This window comes from Collinsella sp. BIOML-A6, assembly GCF_009875845.1.
GTDB classification, from domain to species: Bacteria; Actinomycetota; Coriobacteriia; order Coriobacteriales; family Coriobacteriaceae; genus Collinsella; species Collinsella aerofaciens_H.
Map to the genome: position 1 here is coordinate 81608 of NZ_WWSL01000004.1, position 14666 is coordinate 96273.

Here is a 14666-nt window from a genome sequence, read left to right on the forward strand (position 1 = left end):
GTAAATTTCACACCACACAGATTACGCGCATAAATGGAGCCTGTTTTATGGAACAGGCTCCATTTTTTGTACCGCTCGGGTAAGATAGTCCGCATGAATACTTCAATTGACATTTCCCACATCCGCAACTTCTCAATCGTTGCGCACATCGACCATGGCAAGTCCACGATCAGCGATCGCATCCTCGAGCTCACCCATACCGTCGACGAACGCGACATGGAGTCGCAGCTGCTCGACACCATGGATATCGAGCGCGAGCGCGGCATCACGATCAAGTCCAATGCCGTTCGCGTGTCCTATGACGCCGACGATGGCGAGACGTATCAGTTCAATCTGATCGATACGCCGGGCCACGTGGACTTTACCTATGAGGTCTCGCGCTCGCTGGCAGCCTGTGAGGGCGCGGTGCTCGTTGTCGACGCCACGCAGGGCGTCGAGGCGCAGACCGTCTCCAACGCGACGCTCGCCATGAACGCCAATCTGGACATTGTGCCGGCCATCAACAAGATCGACCTGCCCTCGGCCCATCCCGACGAGGTTAAGACCGAGATCGAGGATGACCTGGCGATCCCTGCCGATGATGCCGTGTGCGTCTCGGGCAAGACCGGCGAGGGCATCCACGATCTGTTGGAGTCCATTGTCTTTTTGATCTCTCCGCCCAAGGGCGATGCGAACGCGCCGCTCAAGGCACTCATTCTGGATTCGTACTTCGACGAGTATCGTGGCGTCGTCGCCACGGTGCGCATCTTTGACGGCTCCATCAAAAAGGGCGATACCCTGCGCATGATGCAGGCAAAGGGCGACTTTTTGGTCGATGGCGTGGGCGTCAAGCGTCCCGCCGAGACCCCGGTCGACGCGCTCACGGTCGGCGAGGTCGGATACGTGGTCACGGGCCTGAAGGACCCCGAGGCCGTTCGCGTGGGCGATACCCTCACGTGGGCGTCGAATCCCTGCCCCGAGCCGCTTCCCGGCTACCGCGAGGCCAAGCCCATGGTCTATACGGGCCTGTTCCCGATCGATAACAAGGACTACGAGAACCTGCGTGACGCGCTCGATAAGCTGCACGTCAACGACCCGTCGTTGGTGTGGGAGCCCGAGACCTCGGTGGCGCTCGGCTTTGGCTTCCGCGTGGGCTTCTTGGGCCTGCTGCATATGGAGGTCGTCAAGGAGCGCCTGGAGCGCGAGTTCAATCTTGACCTCATTGCCACGAGCCCCTCGGTGGACTATCACGTCTACAAGACTGACGGCGAGATGATTGATGTCCGCAGCCCGCAGGATCTGCCCGAGGCTACGCGCATCGAGCGTATCGAGGAACCCTACCTCAAGGCCAAGATTATCTGCCCGCCCGAGTATACGGGTGCCGTCATGCAGCTCGCTATCGAGCACCGCGGCATTACTACCGACATGATTCATCTCACGAGCAAGTCGGTCGAGATGCGCTTTGATATGCCGCTCGCCGAGCTCATCTTGGACTTCTTTGACCAGCTCAAGAGCCGTACCAAGGGCTATGCCTCGCTCGACTACGAGTTCAACGAGTATCGTCCCTCCGAGCTCGTCAAGCTCGATATCTTGCTTTCGGGCGACGAGGTGGACGCGCTGTCGTTTATCGTCCACAAGGACAAGGCCTATGGTCTGGCCCGCGGTCTGTGCGACAAGCTTAAGGAGATCATCCCGCGTCAGCTGTTCGAGGTGCCCATCCAGGGTGCTATCGGCAATAAGATCATTGCCCGCTCCACCGTCAAGGCGCGTCGCAAGGACGTGCTTGCTAAGTGCTACGGCGGCGATATCTCGCGTAAGCGCAAGCTGCTCGAGAAGCAGAAAGAGGGCAAGAAGCGCATGAAGGCCATCGGATCGGTCGAGGTCCCGCAGGAGGCCTTTATGGCGATCCTCAAGGTGGACGAGTAGGTCTATGGCGCTTTCTGAATGCAGCAAGCGGCTGCTGGGCGCCTATGCCGAGCAGCCGTTCCTTATGGCTCCCATGGCGGGCGTGACCGACCCTGCCTACCGCATCATGTGCCGCCGTCGCGGTGCCAACCTTGCCTACAGCGAGATGGTGAGCGTGGCGGGCCTTGCCTATGCCGGCAACAAGACCTGGCGCCTGGTGCTACCGGCCGACGAGGAGCAGCAGATTTGCGTGCAACTCTTTGGCTCCAAGCCCGATCAGTTTGCGAGCGCCGTCGCTGCCGTCGAGGAGCGCGTTGGCGTTCGCCTGTCGCTCATCGATATCAATATGGCATGCCCCGCCCGCAAGGTTGTTACCAAGGGCGAGGGCTCGGCGCTCATGCGCACGCCCGATTTGGCCGAGAAGATCGTCGAGGCGGCGGTGGGCGCGGCGCATGTACCCGTGACCGTAAAGATCCGTAAGGGCTTTTATGCCGAGGACCGTAATGCCGCGACATTTGCCCAGATGCTCGAAGGCGCCGGTGCCGCCGCGGTGGCGGTGCATGGCCGCTGCGCCACGCAGCTCTATACGGGCCAGGCCGATTGGTCGGTCGTCGATGAGGTTGCCGACGCCGTTGAGATTCCCGTGATTGGTTCGGGCGATGTGTTCTCGGCCGAGGATGCCGCGGAGCATCTGCAGGGCTCGGGTGCCAGCGCGGTGTTTATTGCGCGCGGTATCTATGGGAACCCGTGGGTGTTTGGCGATGCTCGCGCCCTTGCACTCGATGGCATACCGGTGCCGGCTCGCAGCTCCGTTGAGCGCCTGGACGCCCTGCGTGAGCACCTAACGCTGACGCATGAGCTCCTGCCGCTCATGTCGCGTGCCCGCACGTACGCAAGCTGGTACTTAAAAGGCATGCCCCATGCTGCAGCCTGGCGCGCGCAGGTGGTGCGCTGCTCCACGTATGAGGAGTTTATGGCGCTGGTCGATGAGATCGAGCATGATGTGGTGGCCTGTGAGGCTGCCCTTGCCGCCGGCGAATCGGTGCCCCCTCATCCGCTGGAGGCTTAAGGGTGGCCGTTACCGCGCTGTACGTGCACGTGCCGTTCTGTGCCCAAAAGTGCCGCTACTGCGACTTCGACTCGCGCAGCTTTGCTTCGTGTGATTTGGATGCCGCGCTCGATTCCTATTTTGAGCAGTTGTACGCGCGCCTCGATGCTTTTGGTAAGGCTGGGGCCCTCGACCAGATCCGCACCGTCTATGTTGGCGGCGGTACGCCGTCGCTGGCGGGGGAGCGCCTGGTGGAGCTGGCGCGGCGTATTCGTGCGTGGTGCGCCCCCGTTGAGTTTACCTGCGAGGCCAATCCCGAGTCGCTGACCGCCGAGCTCGCTACTGCACTTGTCAAGGTTGGTGTCACACGCGTCTCTCTGGGCGTGCAAACGCTCGATAACACCGAACTTACTGCCATCGGCCGTATTCACGATGCCGATCGGGCGCTCGCCGCCATCGCGACGGTGAAGGACGCTGGCCTCGATGTGTCGTGCGACCTCATGTGCGGACTTCCCGGGCAGACCGCAGCGAGTTGGAAGCGCACGCTCGATGGCGTGCTGGCGGCGGCTCCGCATCATGTGTCGGTCTACCCGCTCACGCTCGAGGAGGGGACGCCCCTTTATCGCATGGCGTGCCGCGACGAGTCGCTCGAGCCTGATGAGGATTTTCAGGCCGCCTGCATGGACGTGGCACGCGAGCTCCTGGGTGCCGCCGGCTATCACCCGTATGAGGTGGCGAGCTACGCACTCGACGGCCATGAGTGCGCCCATAACATTGCCTACTGGACCGGACGGGGCTACCTGGGCCTGGGTCGTTCTGCCGCGGGCATGCTCGACGCCGCGGATTTCGACCGTCTTGCAGGTTTGTTCCCCGGCGCGTCTTCTCGAGGCGATGCGTACCGCGTGCGTCTGGTGCAACGTGACGACGACGCGACGACGTTCGAGGCCGAATATCTGTCGCAGCGCGAGGCTGCGGCCGAAGACCTGATGCTCGCTTGTCGCATGACGCGCGGTGTTGCGTCCGACCTGTTGGTTCGCGTGGCTCGTGTCATCCCGGCCGATGAGCTGACAGCTGCTTGCGATCGCGCGCTCGAATTGGGTCTTGCCACTTGGGTGCCCGAGACGTTCGGGGTCCATGGGGGACCCTTCACTTCGGCAGATGTCGTCGCGGGCCATGTTCGAGCTCGTCTGGCGCCGACACACCTGGGCTGGCTCGATGGAAATGTTCTGTTCGAGCTGTTTTGGGATCTAGCTTAGGCCGCTCGGGTAGAATTACCGGAATATATACGCTGCTGTGAGCAGGAGGTTGCCGCGCATGGCGACGATGAACGAAAAAGATTATTACGAGATTCTGGGTGTCTCCAAGGACGCTACCTCGCGTGATATACAGAAGGCCTTCCAGCAAAAGGCTCGCAAGCTCCATCCGGACGTCAACAAAGAGCCGGATGCCGAGGAAAAGTTTAAAGAGGTTTCCGAGGCCTACGCCGTGCTTTCGGATGAGCAAAAACGTGCGCGCTATGACGCCATGCGTTCTGGCAATCCCTTTGCCGGTGCTCCTACAGCTTCGCCCTATGGTGGCGGCTACGCCGGCAACACGGGCTATGGCAATCCCTTTGAGGGCGGCTTTCCCTTTGGTGGCGCTTGGGGCCAGCAGCGTCGCGGCCAGGCTGCCTACAATCCCGAGAACGGCGCCAACGTGGTCGTCGATATCAAACTGGACGCCAAGGAGGCCAAGGGCGGTGCCCGCAAGACCGTCCGCTATACGCGCTTCGATACCTGTGGTCACTGCGGCGGCTCGGGTTCTGTCTCCTCCGAGCATGCCCATACCTGCCCAAGCTGTGGCGGCCGCGGCCACATCGACGTCGACCTGTCCTTCCTGTTTGGTGCGGGCACGTTCCAGTCGGTCTGCCCCGAGTGCGGCGGTTCCGGTAAGGTCGTGGCCGACCCCTGCCCCGATTGCGGTGGCAGCGGTCGTACTCGCGTAACCTCCGAGCAGACGATTGAGTTTCCCGCCGGCACGCACGATGGCGACGAGGTCCGCATTAGCGGCATGGGTCATGCTGGCACCAACGGTGCCGCGGGCGGCGACCTGGTCGGCCGCGCCCATGTTGAGGCCGAGCGCTTGGAAGGCAAAGCTCGTACCGGTTTTTACCTGATGGGCATCGTGGCGCCGTTTTTGGTACTCTCGGCCATTTCGGGCGTGTTCTCGGCCTTTGCCGTGATGTGCTTTATTCCGTTTACCATGGGCCTGTTCATGGTGCTTTCGGACGGCGTGCTTCATCGCAGTCTGCTGTGGTGGAAGCGCGGCGCGATGCAGTTTGCCAACGGTTTTGCCAACGGCTTCATGTTCGCGCTCGTGTCGGTTTGGTTCGCGAGCTGCTCGCAACGGGCCATGCTTTCGCCGTACCAAATGCAATAACATCAAACCCTCTGTTTGCGGTCGGCCCAGCTTGGGTATAGGACGCACTGTGACTATAATGAAAGTCGGAAGGATTCGGTCGTGTCGGAAAATAGGGATTACTACGAGGTGCTTGGCGTCGACAGGGATGCCGACGCGCGGACGATCAAGCGTGCGTTTCTAAAGAAGGCCCGTACCGTACATCCGGATGTTTCGGACGACCCCGAGGCCGAGGCCAAGTTCAAGGAGCTCAACGAGGCCTATTCCGTTCTTTCCGATGAGCAGAAGCGTGCTAACTACGACCGTTACGGCACTGCCGACGGCCCTGGTGGTTCGGGCTACGTCGATATCAACGATATCTTTGGTGGCATGGGCATGGACGACTTGTTCTCCTCGTTCTTTGGCGGCGGTGCCGGCGGTGGCGCCCGCAACCGTCGTGAGCGTCGTCGCGGTCGCGACATGGCCATCTCGCTTTCGGTGACGCTCGAGGAGGCGGCGCTCGGCTGCAAAAAGACGATCAGCTATGACCGCCTTGCTCCTTGCGAGGACTGCAATGGCACCGGTAGGGCAGAGGGCGCACAGGAAAAGCAGTGCGGCCGCTGTCACGGTACAGGCTACGTCACGACGGTCCAGCGCTCGTTCCTGGGCCAGGTTCAGTCTTCCTCGCCTTGCCCCGACTGCCATGGCGAGGGCACGGTTATCGACCATCCCTGCGAGACCTGCGACGGTCAGGGCCGCACGCCTTCGCATGAAAAGATCGACATCGATATTCCCGCCGGCGTTTCGACCGGTCGCCAGCTGCGCGTGAGCGGCTTTGGCGAGGCCGGCCTTCGCGGCGAACCCTCGGGTGACCTGATTGTCAACGTGCGCGTTGCCGACCATGAGCGCTTTAAGCGCAACGGTGACGACCTGTACCTGGTGAGCGATATCTCGATTGCGCAGGCTGCGCTCGGCTGCGAGATTGAGGTCGAGGGCATTATGCCCGACGAGGTCGTTAAGGTGACGGTTCCCGCCGGCGCCCAGTACGGCGACACCGTGAACGTCAATAATTACGGCATGCCGCGCATTGGCGGTGGCGGTTCGCGTGGCCGCCTGATCGTGCAACTGCGCGTGGTCGTTCCCACCAATCTTTCCAATAAGCAGCGCGAGCTGCTCCGTGCTTTTGCCGATGATATGGGCGATGACGTCGCTTCCGGTAAGAAGTCGGTGACCGACCGTATCAAGAGCGCCCTCGACGATATCCTCGATTAAGGAGCCCGCGTGCTCGCACCCCATATTTCCGTCGTCAACCTCGGTTGCCGTGTCAACCGGGTTGAGTCTGACCGTATCACTGCCGATCTTATGCGCCTGGGCTTTGCTATGGTGGAGCCCCAGGATGCCGATCTGATCGTCATTAACACCTGTGCCGTTACGGGCGAGGCCGAGGCCAAGACCCGTAAGGCCGTCCGTCATGCGCTGTCCCATCCAAACGAGCCCTATGTGCTCGTGACCGGTTGCGTGGTCAATTTGCATCCTGAGGAGTTGTTGGAGCTTTCGGATCGCGTGATCGCCGAGCCGTCCAAGATCGATGTCGCCGAACGTGTCTGCGAGGTGCTGGGCGTTGAGTCCGATAGCGTTCCCGCCTGCAGCGATGGCGAGGTGGTCGATGCGCTCGGTCGCTCTCGCCTGGGCGTGAAGATTCAGGACGGCTGCAACCACCGCTGCACCTATTGCATTGTGTGGAAGGCACGTGGCCCCGAGCGCTCCGTGCCCGTCGAGTCCGTGCTCGAGCAAGTTCGCGAGGCCCAGGAGGCCGGCGTGCCCGAGGTCGTGCTGACCGGTGTGAACCTGGGTGCCTACGATGGCAAGAGCGCGACCGACGAGCATGTCGAAATCGATGAGCTGCTCGAGGCCATCATGGAGCGCACGTCTATTCCGCATGTGCGCATTTCCTCGGTCGAGCCCATGGATATCTCTGAGCGCCTGCTTAAGGTTATGGCACGCTATCCGCAGCGTATCGCCCCGTTTTTGCACCTGCCCGTGCAGTCCGGCTGCACGGCGACCCTGCATCGCATGGGTCGTCCCTATAGCGCCGAGGCCTTTGAGGACACGGTGCGTATGATTCGCGCCAACTTGCCCCAGGCGTCTCTTTCGTGCGATGTCATCGTCGGTTTTCCTGGTGAGACGGACGAGGAGTTCGAGGAGTCGCTGGCGCTGTGCCGTCGTGTGGGTTTCTCGCGTATGCACGTGTTCCGCTATAGCAAGCGTCCCGGTACCCTTGCTGCCGATATGCCTGATCAGGTACCGCCCGAGGTTATGGCCGAGCGCAGCCGCCGTATGCGGGCCGCCGCACAGGAACTCGCTATTGCCGACGCTCGTCGTCGTGTGGGCACGGTCGAGCGTGCCGTCCTCGAGTACGGCGACAACCTGACGCTCGGTTCGTTCCATCATGCCCGTCTTGACGATACCTGTGGACTTACAGCCCCGTGCCTGCTCGATGTTGCTATCATCGGAGTCGATGATTCCGGCTTGGTCCATGCGCGCAGGGAGGTTCATGGAAGCCTCGAAGATTAGACTTACCGTTCCCGAGGGGATTGATCCCTCGCGCGTTTTGGGCGCCGGCGACGGCGTCCTTCGTGCGCTCGAGAGCTTGGTTCGCGCTCATGTGGTCGCCCGTGGCGATAGCATCTCCGTGAGCGGCGACCCGAACGAGGTCGAACTCGTGGCGCGCTTTTTCGAGCATGCTTTTCGCGAGGCGGCCGCCGGGCGCACGCTGTCTGCCGACGATGTTTCTCGCTGTCTGGCCGTCTTACGCGACGGTGAGCACGAGACTACGTCGCTTCGCGATGACGTGCTGCTTTCGTATCGCGGCCGCGTCATTCGCCCCAAGACGCTCGGGCAAAAGCGCTATGTGGATGCCATCCGCTCGCATACCATCACGTTTGGCTTGGGTCCTGCCGGTACCGGTAAGACCTATCTGGCCATGGCGCTCGCCGTTGCCGCGCTCAAGCGTCACGAGGTGGGTCGTCTGATCTTGACGCGTCCGGTTGTCGAGGCGGGGGAGAATCTGGGCTTTTTGCCCGGTACCCTTGAGGAAAAGATCGATCCCTACATGCGTCCGCTCTACGACGCCCTTTTTGACATGATGGATCGCGAGCGAACCGATGAGCTTATGGAGCGCGGCGTGATCGAGATCGCCCCGCTTGCCTACATGCGCGGCCGCACGCTGAGCGATGCTTTCGTGGTACTCGACGAGGCGCAAAATACCACGCCCGAGCAGATGAAGATGTTCCTGACGCGCCTGGGCTTCAACTCCAAGTTTGTGATTACCGGCGACCTGAGTCAGCGCGACCTGGTTGGTCGTCGCGGCGGTCTTGCTGACGTTGAGCAGATTTTGGGCCGTGTCGACGATGTCGCATTTTCGCACCTCGAGCGTGCCGACGTGGTGCGCCATGCCTTGGTGGGACGTATCGTCGAGGCATACGATGCTTATGATGACGTGCGCGAGCAGCGCCCGCGCGACCGAAAGGAGTCCCGTTGAGTGTATTGATCAGCAACGATGCCGAGCTCGATACGCTGCTCGATGCCCAGGAGGTGGAGCACATCTGCGAGGTTGTGCTTGCCGCCGAGGGCGTTGAGCGTGAAGTCGAGATTTCCCTTTCGTATGTCGACGAGGACGAGATGCACGAGCTCAACCACGAGTGGCGCGGTATCGACCGCACCACCGATGTGCTCTCGTTTGAATGCGACTCGGCCTTTGACGAGGATATTCCCGCCGACGAGACGCTCGAGCTCGGCGATATCATCTTGGCCCCGCAGGTTATTGCCCGTCAGGCCCCCGGTTTTGGCAATAGCTCCGCTGACGAGTGTCGTCTGATGCTCGTACACGGCATGCTGCACTTGCTGGGCTATGACCATATCGAGGACGACGAGGCCGAGGTCATGGAGGCCCGCGAGGACGCCATCCTGCGCGATCTGGCGTTCGAGCGCGGCGAGGACCCCAAGCTAGTCCACGTCGGCCCCATCACCAACCACGCCCACGACTAGGAGCCGTCTATGATTCCCGGATCGAACAAGGACCATCCGTCCTTCTTAAAGTCGTTTTCCTACGCCATGGAGGGCTTCGTTACCGCCGTCAAGACCGAGCGCAACATCAAGGTCATGCTCGTGGCGGGCGTGTGCACCGTCATTGCCGGCTGTATCGTGGGCCTCGACATTGCCGAGTGGGCCACGATTATCATCTGTTGTGGCCTGGTGATTCACGGCGAGCTGTGCAACACCGCTATGGAGGCTATCGTCGACCTAGCGACCCAGGAGCTCCATCCGCTGGCCAAGCGTGCGAAGGACATCGCCGCCGCCTCTGTTTACATTCTTTCCATCACCGCCGCAATTGTGGGCGTGCTGGTATTTGCCCACGCGCTCGGCTTTATTTAGAAAGGGATTCCCATGTCCGACAATATGCAGTCTGCCGATGAGATTTTGGACGACGAGTCCCTGGACGCGGTGGATACCGAGGAGCTCGAGGAAGTCGAGGAGTTCGACCCGTTTGAGGGCATGAGCGATGAGGAGCTCGACGCCCTGTGCGACGAGGACGACAACCTCGCGGGCTTTGGCGACGTGGAGCCCGGTTTCCGCAGCGGCTTTGTGGCCCTGGTCGGTCGTCCCAACGCCGGCAAGTCTACGCTGCTCAACGCCTGCTATGGCAAAAAGGTCGCCATCACCTCGCCGGTGGCCCAGACGACCCGCCGCCGCATGCGCGCCGTCGTCAACCGTCCCGGCTACCAGCTGGTCTTTGTCGATACCCCGGGTATTCATAAGCCCAAGGACGGCCTGGGATCCGAGCTCAACAAGAGCGCGCTGTTCGAGCTGAACGATGTTGATGTCGTCGCGTTTTTGATTGATGCCACCAAACCGATCGGCAGGGGAGACGCCTGGGTTGCCGAGCGCGTCAGATGCGCCCGTTGCAAGAAGGTCCTGGTGCTCACTAAGGCCGATGAGGCCGACCCCGCACAGGTCATGGAGCAGCTCAAGGCAGCCCACGAGCTCATGGAATATGACGACGAGATCGTGACGTCGTCGGTCAAGAACTTCAACGTCGATGCCTTTATCGAGACCGTTGCGCACTTTTTGCCCGAGGGTCCGCGTTGGTTCCCCGAGGATATGGGTACCGACGCTTCCGACGAAACGCTCGTTGCCGAGTTTGTGCGCGAGAAGGTTTTGCGCCGCACCCGTGATGAGATCCCGCACTCCGTTGGCGTGATCTGCGATGCACTCGAGCAGACCAAGAAGGTACTGCGCGTGCACGCCACCATTTACGTCGAGCGCGAGGGCCAAAAGGGCATCATCATCGGCAATGGCGGCGAGATGATCAAGCATATCGGTATCGACGCCCGTCGCGATCTTGAGCGTATCTTTGGCACGCAGGTCTTTTTGGAGCTGGACGTGAAGGTCAAGGCCGGCTGGCGTGACGACGAGGCCCAGATTCGCCGCTTTGGCTACAACGCCGAGGACTAAGGACGCGCGGCGCGCATGGCAGGCTCCCGGACATATCGCACCAAGGTGCTCGTCCTCGACAAGACGAAGCTTAAAGAGACGGACCTGATCCTGACGATGCTTGACGAGCGGGGTCGGCAGGTTCGTGCCGTGGCAAAGGGCGCCCGCAAACCCGGTGGGCGCCTGGCTGCGCGCTGCGAGCTGTTCTGTACCGTCGATATGCTGCTCGCGCATGGACGGTCGCTCGACGTGGTTTCCCAGGCCGAGCTTATGGAGGCGCCGCTCAGCGCTACGCCCGATTACGAGACGACCTGCGCCGCAAGCGCGATCGCCGAGGTCGCGCGCGTATGCTCGTTCGAGGACGCTGAGGACCCGTTTACCTTTGCCATCACGCAGCGAGCGCTTGCCCTGGCGGGCAGCGGGCTCGACACAGCGCACATGGATCTACTTGTGGCGGCATATGTCTTTAAGCTGCTGTCGCACGTTGGCTATCGACCCGATTTTTCGGCCTGCGTGCTGTGCGGAGACCCCATGCTGTCGTATTTTTCAGCCCAGGCGGGCGGTCTCATGTGCGGGTCGTGCGCGTCGAGCGTTCCAGGTGCCGAACTGGTGTCGACCGGTGAGACCGCATGGCTGCGCGCCCTCATGTCCATGACCTTCGATGCGCTCATGGCCGAGCGAATCGACCCGCATACGGCGGCATTCCTGCTCGGGCTTTCGCATGTTTGGGCTGCGACGCACACCGATCAGCGCCTCCGCGCGATGGAATTCATGTTGGGTCGGTGATGATGCGCAGGCGCGGGCTGCTTGTGGTAACATACCGACCTGTTGGTACCTCGACCTTGGTTGTTCGCTCCACCGGCGGCTTCCCAGTCCGAGGCGAATCGAGTCGCCCGTGGGCGACGCAAAACGAAAGGTGAAACAATGACTGTTTCCAAAGAGCGCAAGGCGGAGCTGACTGCCCAGTTCGGTAACACCCCGGTCGACACCGGCAACCCCAAGGTTCAGGTCGCCATCCTGTCCGAGCGCATCAAGGAGCTGACCGAGCACATGAAGTCCCACCAGAAGGACTTCCACACCCGTCGTGGCCTGCTCATGCTCGTCGGCCGTCGTCGTCGTCTTCTCTCCTACATCAAGAAGAACGACATCGTCGAGTACCGTGAGCTCATCAAGGCTCTGGGCATCCGCGACAACATCCAGTAGGATTTGTACATGCTAAGAGCGTCCTGCGCAGCGGGGCGCTCTTTTTGTGTAAGGGCGCGAACAATCACGCTCTGAAGCGTGGCGGGGGCAGGGGGCCCGCGTCACATGAGAAGCCCGCAGACAAGGGGTCTGCGGGGTTAAGGAGAACAATGACACTCGTATCCAAGACCTTTGAGCTGTACGGCAAGACCTACACCTTTGAGTCGGGCGAGCTTGCCAAGCAGGCCACCGGCGCCTGCCTGGTCAAGCAGGGCGACACCACGATGCTCGACACCGTGGTCGTCTCCAAGGAGCGTAAGAACTACGACTTCTTCCCGCTGACCGTCGACTTCAACGAGAAGATGTACGCCGCCGGCCGCATCCCGGGTGGCTACCTCAAGCGTGAGGGCCGTCCCAGCGAGAAGGCCACGCTCACCGCGCGCATGATCGACCGTCCGATTCGCCCGAGCTTCCCGGACGGCTTCCGCAACGAGGTGCACATCGTCGCTACCTCGCTCGTCGCCGACCAGGTCAATCCCTTCGATGTCATCAACGTCATGGGTGCTTCCCTGGCCATGACGCTCGGCGGCGTGCCCTTCGAGGGTCCGCTTGCCTGCGTGCGCATCGGCCGCAACGTGGAGACCGGCGAGTTTATCGTCAACCCCACCTACGAGGAGCGCGAGAACTCCGATCTGGACCTGGAGCTGGGCGGCTCTGCCGACTTCATCTCGATGGTCGAGGCCGGCGCCGAGGAGATCTCCGAGGACGACATGCTCGCCGCCATGAAGTTTGGCCAGGAGGCCCTTGCTGCCTTCTGCCAGGCTCAGGACGAGTTCGTTGCCGAGTGGGAGCAGGTCAACGGTGCCATCGTCAAGAAGGAGTACCCGCTCGATCAGCCCGTCGAGGAGGTCCAGGAGCGCATCTTCGCCCACTACGACGAGATGGCAGCCGCCCTTCGCGATGCCGACAAGCTTTCCCGTATCGGTAAGGTCGAGGCTCTGAAGGAGTCCATCCGCGCCGAGTTCACCGAGGAGGAGCAGGCCGCTTGGGAGCGCGAGATCCCCGTGGCGCTCAAGAAGCTTGAGAAGAAGGCCATGCGCACCATGGTCGTCGAGACCGGCGAGCGCGTCGACGGCCGTGCCGCCGACGAGATTCGCCCCATCATGGTGAAGGATAACTACCTGCCGCTCGTTCACGGCTCCGGCCTGTTCCAGCGCGGCCAGACCCAGGTGCTCTCCGTCCTGTCACTCGGTATGCTCAACGAGGGCCAGCGTCTGGATACCATTGAGCCCACCGAGGGCAAGCGCTACATGCACCACTACAACTTCCCGCCGTTCTGCACCGGCGAGACCGGCCGCATGGGCAGCCCCAAGCGCCGCGAGATCGGCCATGGCAACCTGGCCGAGCGCGCCCTGCTTCCGGTGCTCCCCGACGAGAACGAGTTCCCTTATGCCATCCGCGTCGTCTCCGAGGTCATGGAGTCCAACGGTTCCTCTTCGATGGCTTCGACCTGCGGCTCCACGCTCGCCCTTATGGACGGCGGCGTGCCCATTAAGCGCCCGGTCTCCGGTATCGCCATGGGCCTGATCCAGGAGGAGGGCAAGACCGTGGTCCTGTCCGACATCCAGGGTCTCGAGGACTTCCTGGGCGACATGGACTTTAAGGTCACCGGCACCACCGAGGGCATCACCGCCCTGCAGATGGACAACAAGGCCACCGGCCTTACCTTCGACATCCTGGCCCGCGCCCTGCAGCAGGCCAAGGAGGGTCGCGCCTTCATCCTGCAGAAGATGCTCGATGTGATCCCCGAGCCGCGCCACACTACGCGCAGCACCGCTCCGCGCATCGTTTCCATCCAGGTTCCGACCGACAAGATTCGCGACGTCATCGGTTCCGGCGGCAAGGTCATCCGCGGCATCCAGGACGAGACCGGCGCCTCGGTCGACATCCAGGAGGACGGCACCGTCTTTGTCGGCGGCACCGGCGAGTCCGTCGACCAGGCTGTCGAGCGCATCAAGCTCATCATCAAGGTTCCCGAGCCGGGCGAGGAGTACACCGGTCGCGTGGTTTCCATCCAGCCCTTCGGCGCGTTCGTGAATCTGCTGCCCGGCAAGGACGGCCTGCTGCACATCTCCCGCGTTGCCAAGGGCCGCGTGGAGAAGGTCGAGGACGTCCTCAACGTGGGCGACGAGGTCAAGGTCGTCGTCATCGAGGTCGACGATCGCGGTAAGATCTCGCTCGATCGCCTTGACAAGCCCGAGGCCCCGGCTCGCGCCGAGGGTGCCTCCGAGGGCGACGGCGAGCACTTCCAGCGCCGTGAGCGTCCGCGTCGCGAGCGCTCCGAGCGCAGCGACCGTCCGCGCCGTCCCGGCGACAACGGAGGCCGCAAGCCCCGCCGTCACCACGACGCCGAGTAACAGCTAAACATAAGCAGCTCAACAAGGGCGACTCCGGACAGGGGTCGCCCTTTTGCTTGCGCCCGGGAGGGCCGCATATGAAGTTTCCTGCTCTACAGTCCTGCGCAAGACGGAAAGCACATTAAGTGCTTTCCTTTGCGTGCGGAACTCGCGATAAACTTCATATGCGCCCCTCCCGGGCGCAAGCAAAAGGGCTGGTTAGTGCCGCTCGCTATTTAGTTAGACAGTCTATTCAGTAGTCAGATTTCAGATCTGTAGATAGCCGC

The 14666-nt window shown here is 61.9% G+C and carries 13 protein-coding genes; all 13 read left to right on the forward strand.

Features of this window, described 5'->3' with window-relative positions; all coding sequences use genetic code 11:
- Positions 1-93 precede the first annotated feature (93 nt).
- The 13 genes from lepA to GT495_RS02440 all read left to right on the forward strand — a co-directional run bounded on the left by lepA (position 94) and on the right by GT495_RS02440 (position 14400).
- Positions 94-1905 (forward strand): translation elongation factor 4, encoded by a 1812-nt coding sequence (lepA, locus tag GT495_RS02380; RefSeq protein WP_117770326.1) that lies wholly within the window; start codon positions 94-96, stop codon positions 1903-1905.
- Between the two features lie 4 nt (positions 1906-1909).
- Entirely contained in the window at positions 1910-2953 is a 1044-nt protein-coding gene (gene dusB, locus GT495_RS02385; RefSeq protein ID WP_161161349.1) for a tRNA dihydrouridine synthase DusB, read from the forward strand.
- A 2-nt stretch (positions 2954-2955) separates the two neighbouring features.
- Positions 2956-4188 carry a radical SAM family heme chaperone HemW gene (hemW, locus tag GT495_RS02390; protein WP_161161350.1) on the forward strand — a complete coding sequence of 411 codons (1233 nt, stop codon included), beginning with the start codon at positions 2956-2958 and terminating at the stop codon, positions 4186-4188.
- Between the two features lie 58 nt (positions 4189-4246).
- The gene (locus tag GT495_RS02395; RefSeq protein WP_192924097.1) at positions 4247-5350 is read left to right on the forward strand and encodes a DnaJ domain-containing protein; all 1104 of its coding nucleotides are present in this window, start codon (positions 4247-4249) and stop codon (positions 5348-5350) included.
- Positions 5351-5431: 81 nt separating this feature from the next.
- On the forward strand, positions 5432-6580 hold the full coding sequence (gene dnaJ, locus GT495_RS02400; RefSeq protein WP_161161351.1) for a molecular chaperone DnaJ: 1149 nt from the start codon (positions 5432-5434) through the stop codon (positions 6578-6580).
- Positions 6581-6589: 9 nt separating this feature from the next.
- Positions 6590-7882, forward strand: a complete 1293-nt coding sequence (locus GT495_RS02405; RefSeq protein ID WP_161161352.1) for a MiaB/RimO family radical SAM methylthiotransferase — start codon at positions 6590-6592, stop codon at positions 7880-7882.
- A complete protein-coding gene (locus GT495_RS02410) occupies positions 7863-8849 on the forward strand; it encodes a PhoH family protein (protein ID WP_161161353.1) in 987 nt (328 codons plus the stop codon). Before GT495_RS02405 ends, GT495_RS02410 begins: the two co-directional genes overlap by 20 nt.
- Complete coding sequence (gene ybeY / locus GT495_RS02415) at positions 8846-9355, forward strand: rRNA maturation RNase YbeY (protein ID WP_055285156.1); 510 nt, start codon at positions 8846-8848, stop codon at positions 9353-9355. The genes GT495_RS02410 and ybeY overlap by 4 nt, the downstream gene beginning before the upstream one ends.
- A gap of 9 nt (positions 9356-9364) precedes the next feature.
- On the forward strand, positions 9365-9742 hold the full coding sequence (locus GT495_RS02420; RefSeq protein WP_035138512.1) for a diacylglycerol kinase family protein: 378 nt from the start codon (positions 9365-9367) through the stop codon (positions 9740-9742).
- A 12-nt stretch (positions 9743-9754) separates the two neighbouring features.
- A complete protein-coding gene (gene era / locus GT495_RS02425; protein WP_192924388.1) occupies positions 9755-10822 on the forward strand; it encodes a GTPase Era in 1068 nt (355 codons plus the stop codon).
- Between the two features lie 15 nt (positions 10823-10837).
- On the forward strand, positions 10838-11587 hold the full coding sequence (gene recO, locus GT495_RS02430) for a DNA repair protein RecO (protein WP_161161354.1): 750 nt from the start codon (positions 10838-10840) through the stop codon (positions 11585-11587).
- Positions 11588-11725: 138 nt separating this feature from the next.
- Positions 11726-12004, forward strand: a complete 279-nt coding sequence (rpsO, locus tag GT495_RS02435) for a 30S ribosomal protein S15 (RefSeq protein WP_035138510.1) — start codon at positions 11726-11728, stop codon at positions 12002-12004.
- 149 nt (positions 12005-12153) lie between these two features.
- Positions 12154-14400: a polyribonucleotide nucleotidyltransferase gene (locus GT495_RS02440; RefSeq protein ID WP_117639884.1), complete on the forward strand. Its 2247-nt coding sequence runs from the start codon at positions 12154-12156 to the stop codon at positions 14398-14400.
- Positions 14401-14666: the final 266 nt, after the last annotated feature.

Excerpts from the sequence above, each read along its gene's own strand:
- GT495_RS02420 (WP_035138512.1), top strand. The coding sequence starts at position 9,365 with ATGATTCCCGGATCGAACAAGGACCATCCGTCCTTCTTAAAGTCGTTT.
- GT495_RS02395 (WP_192924097.1), top strand. The coding sequence starts at position 4,247 with ATGGCGACGATGAACGAAAAAGATTATTACGAGATTCTGGGTGTCTCC.
- GT495_RS02410 (WP_161161353.1), top strand. The coding sequence starts at position 7,863 with ATGGAAGCCTCGAAGATTAGACTTACCGTTCCCGAGGGGATTGATCCC.
- GT495_RS02440 (WP_117639884.1), top strand. The coding sequence starts at position 12,154 with ATGACACTCGTATCCAAGACCTTTGAGCTGTACGGCAAGACCTACACC.
- dusB (WP_161161349.1), top strand. The coding sequence starts at position 1,910 with ATGGCGCTTTCTGAATGCAGCAAGCGGCTGCTGGGCGCCTATGCCGAG.
- recO (WP_161161354.1), top strand. The coding sequence starts at position 10,838 with ATGGCAGGCTCCCGGACATATCGCACCAAGGTGCTCGTCCTCGACAAG.
- era (WP_192924388.1), top strand. The coding sequence starts at position 9,755 with ATGTCCGACAATATGCAGTCTGCCGATGAGATTTTGGACGACGAGTCC.
- lepA (WP_117770326.1), top strand. The coding sequence starts at position 94 with ATGAATACTTCAATTGACATTTCCCACATCCGCAACTTCTCAATCGTT.
- rpsO (WP_035138510.1), top strand. The coding sequence starts at position 11,726 with ATGACTGTTTCCAAAGAGCGCAAGGCGGAGCTGACTGCCCAGTTCGGT.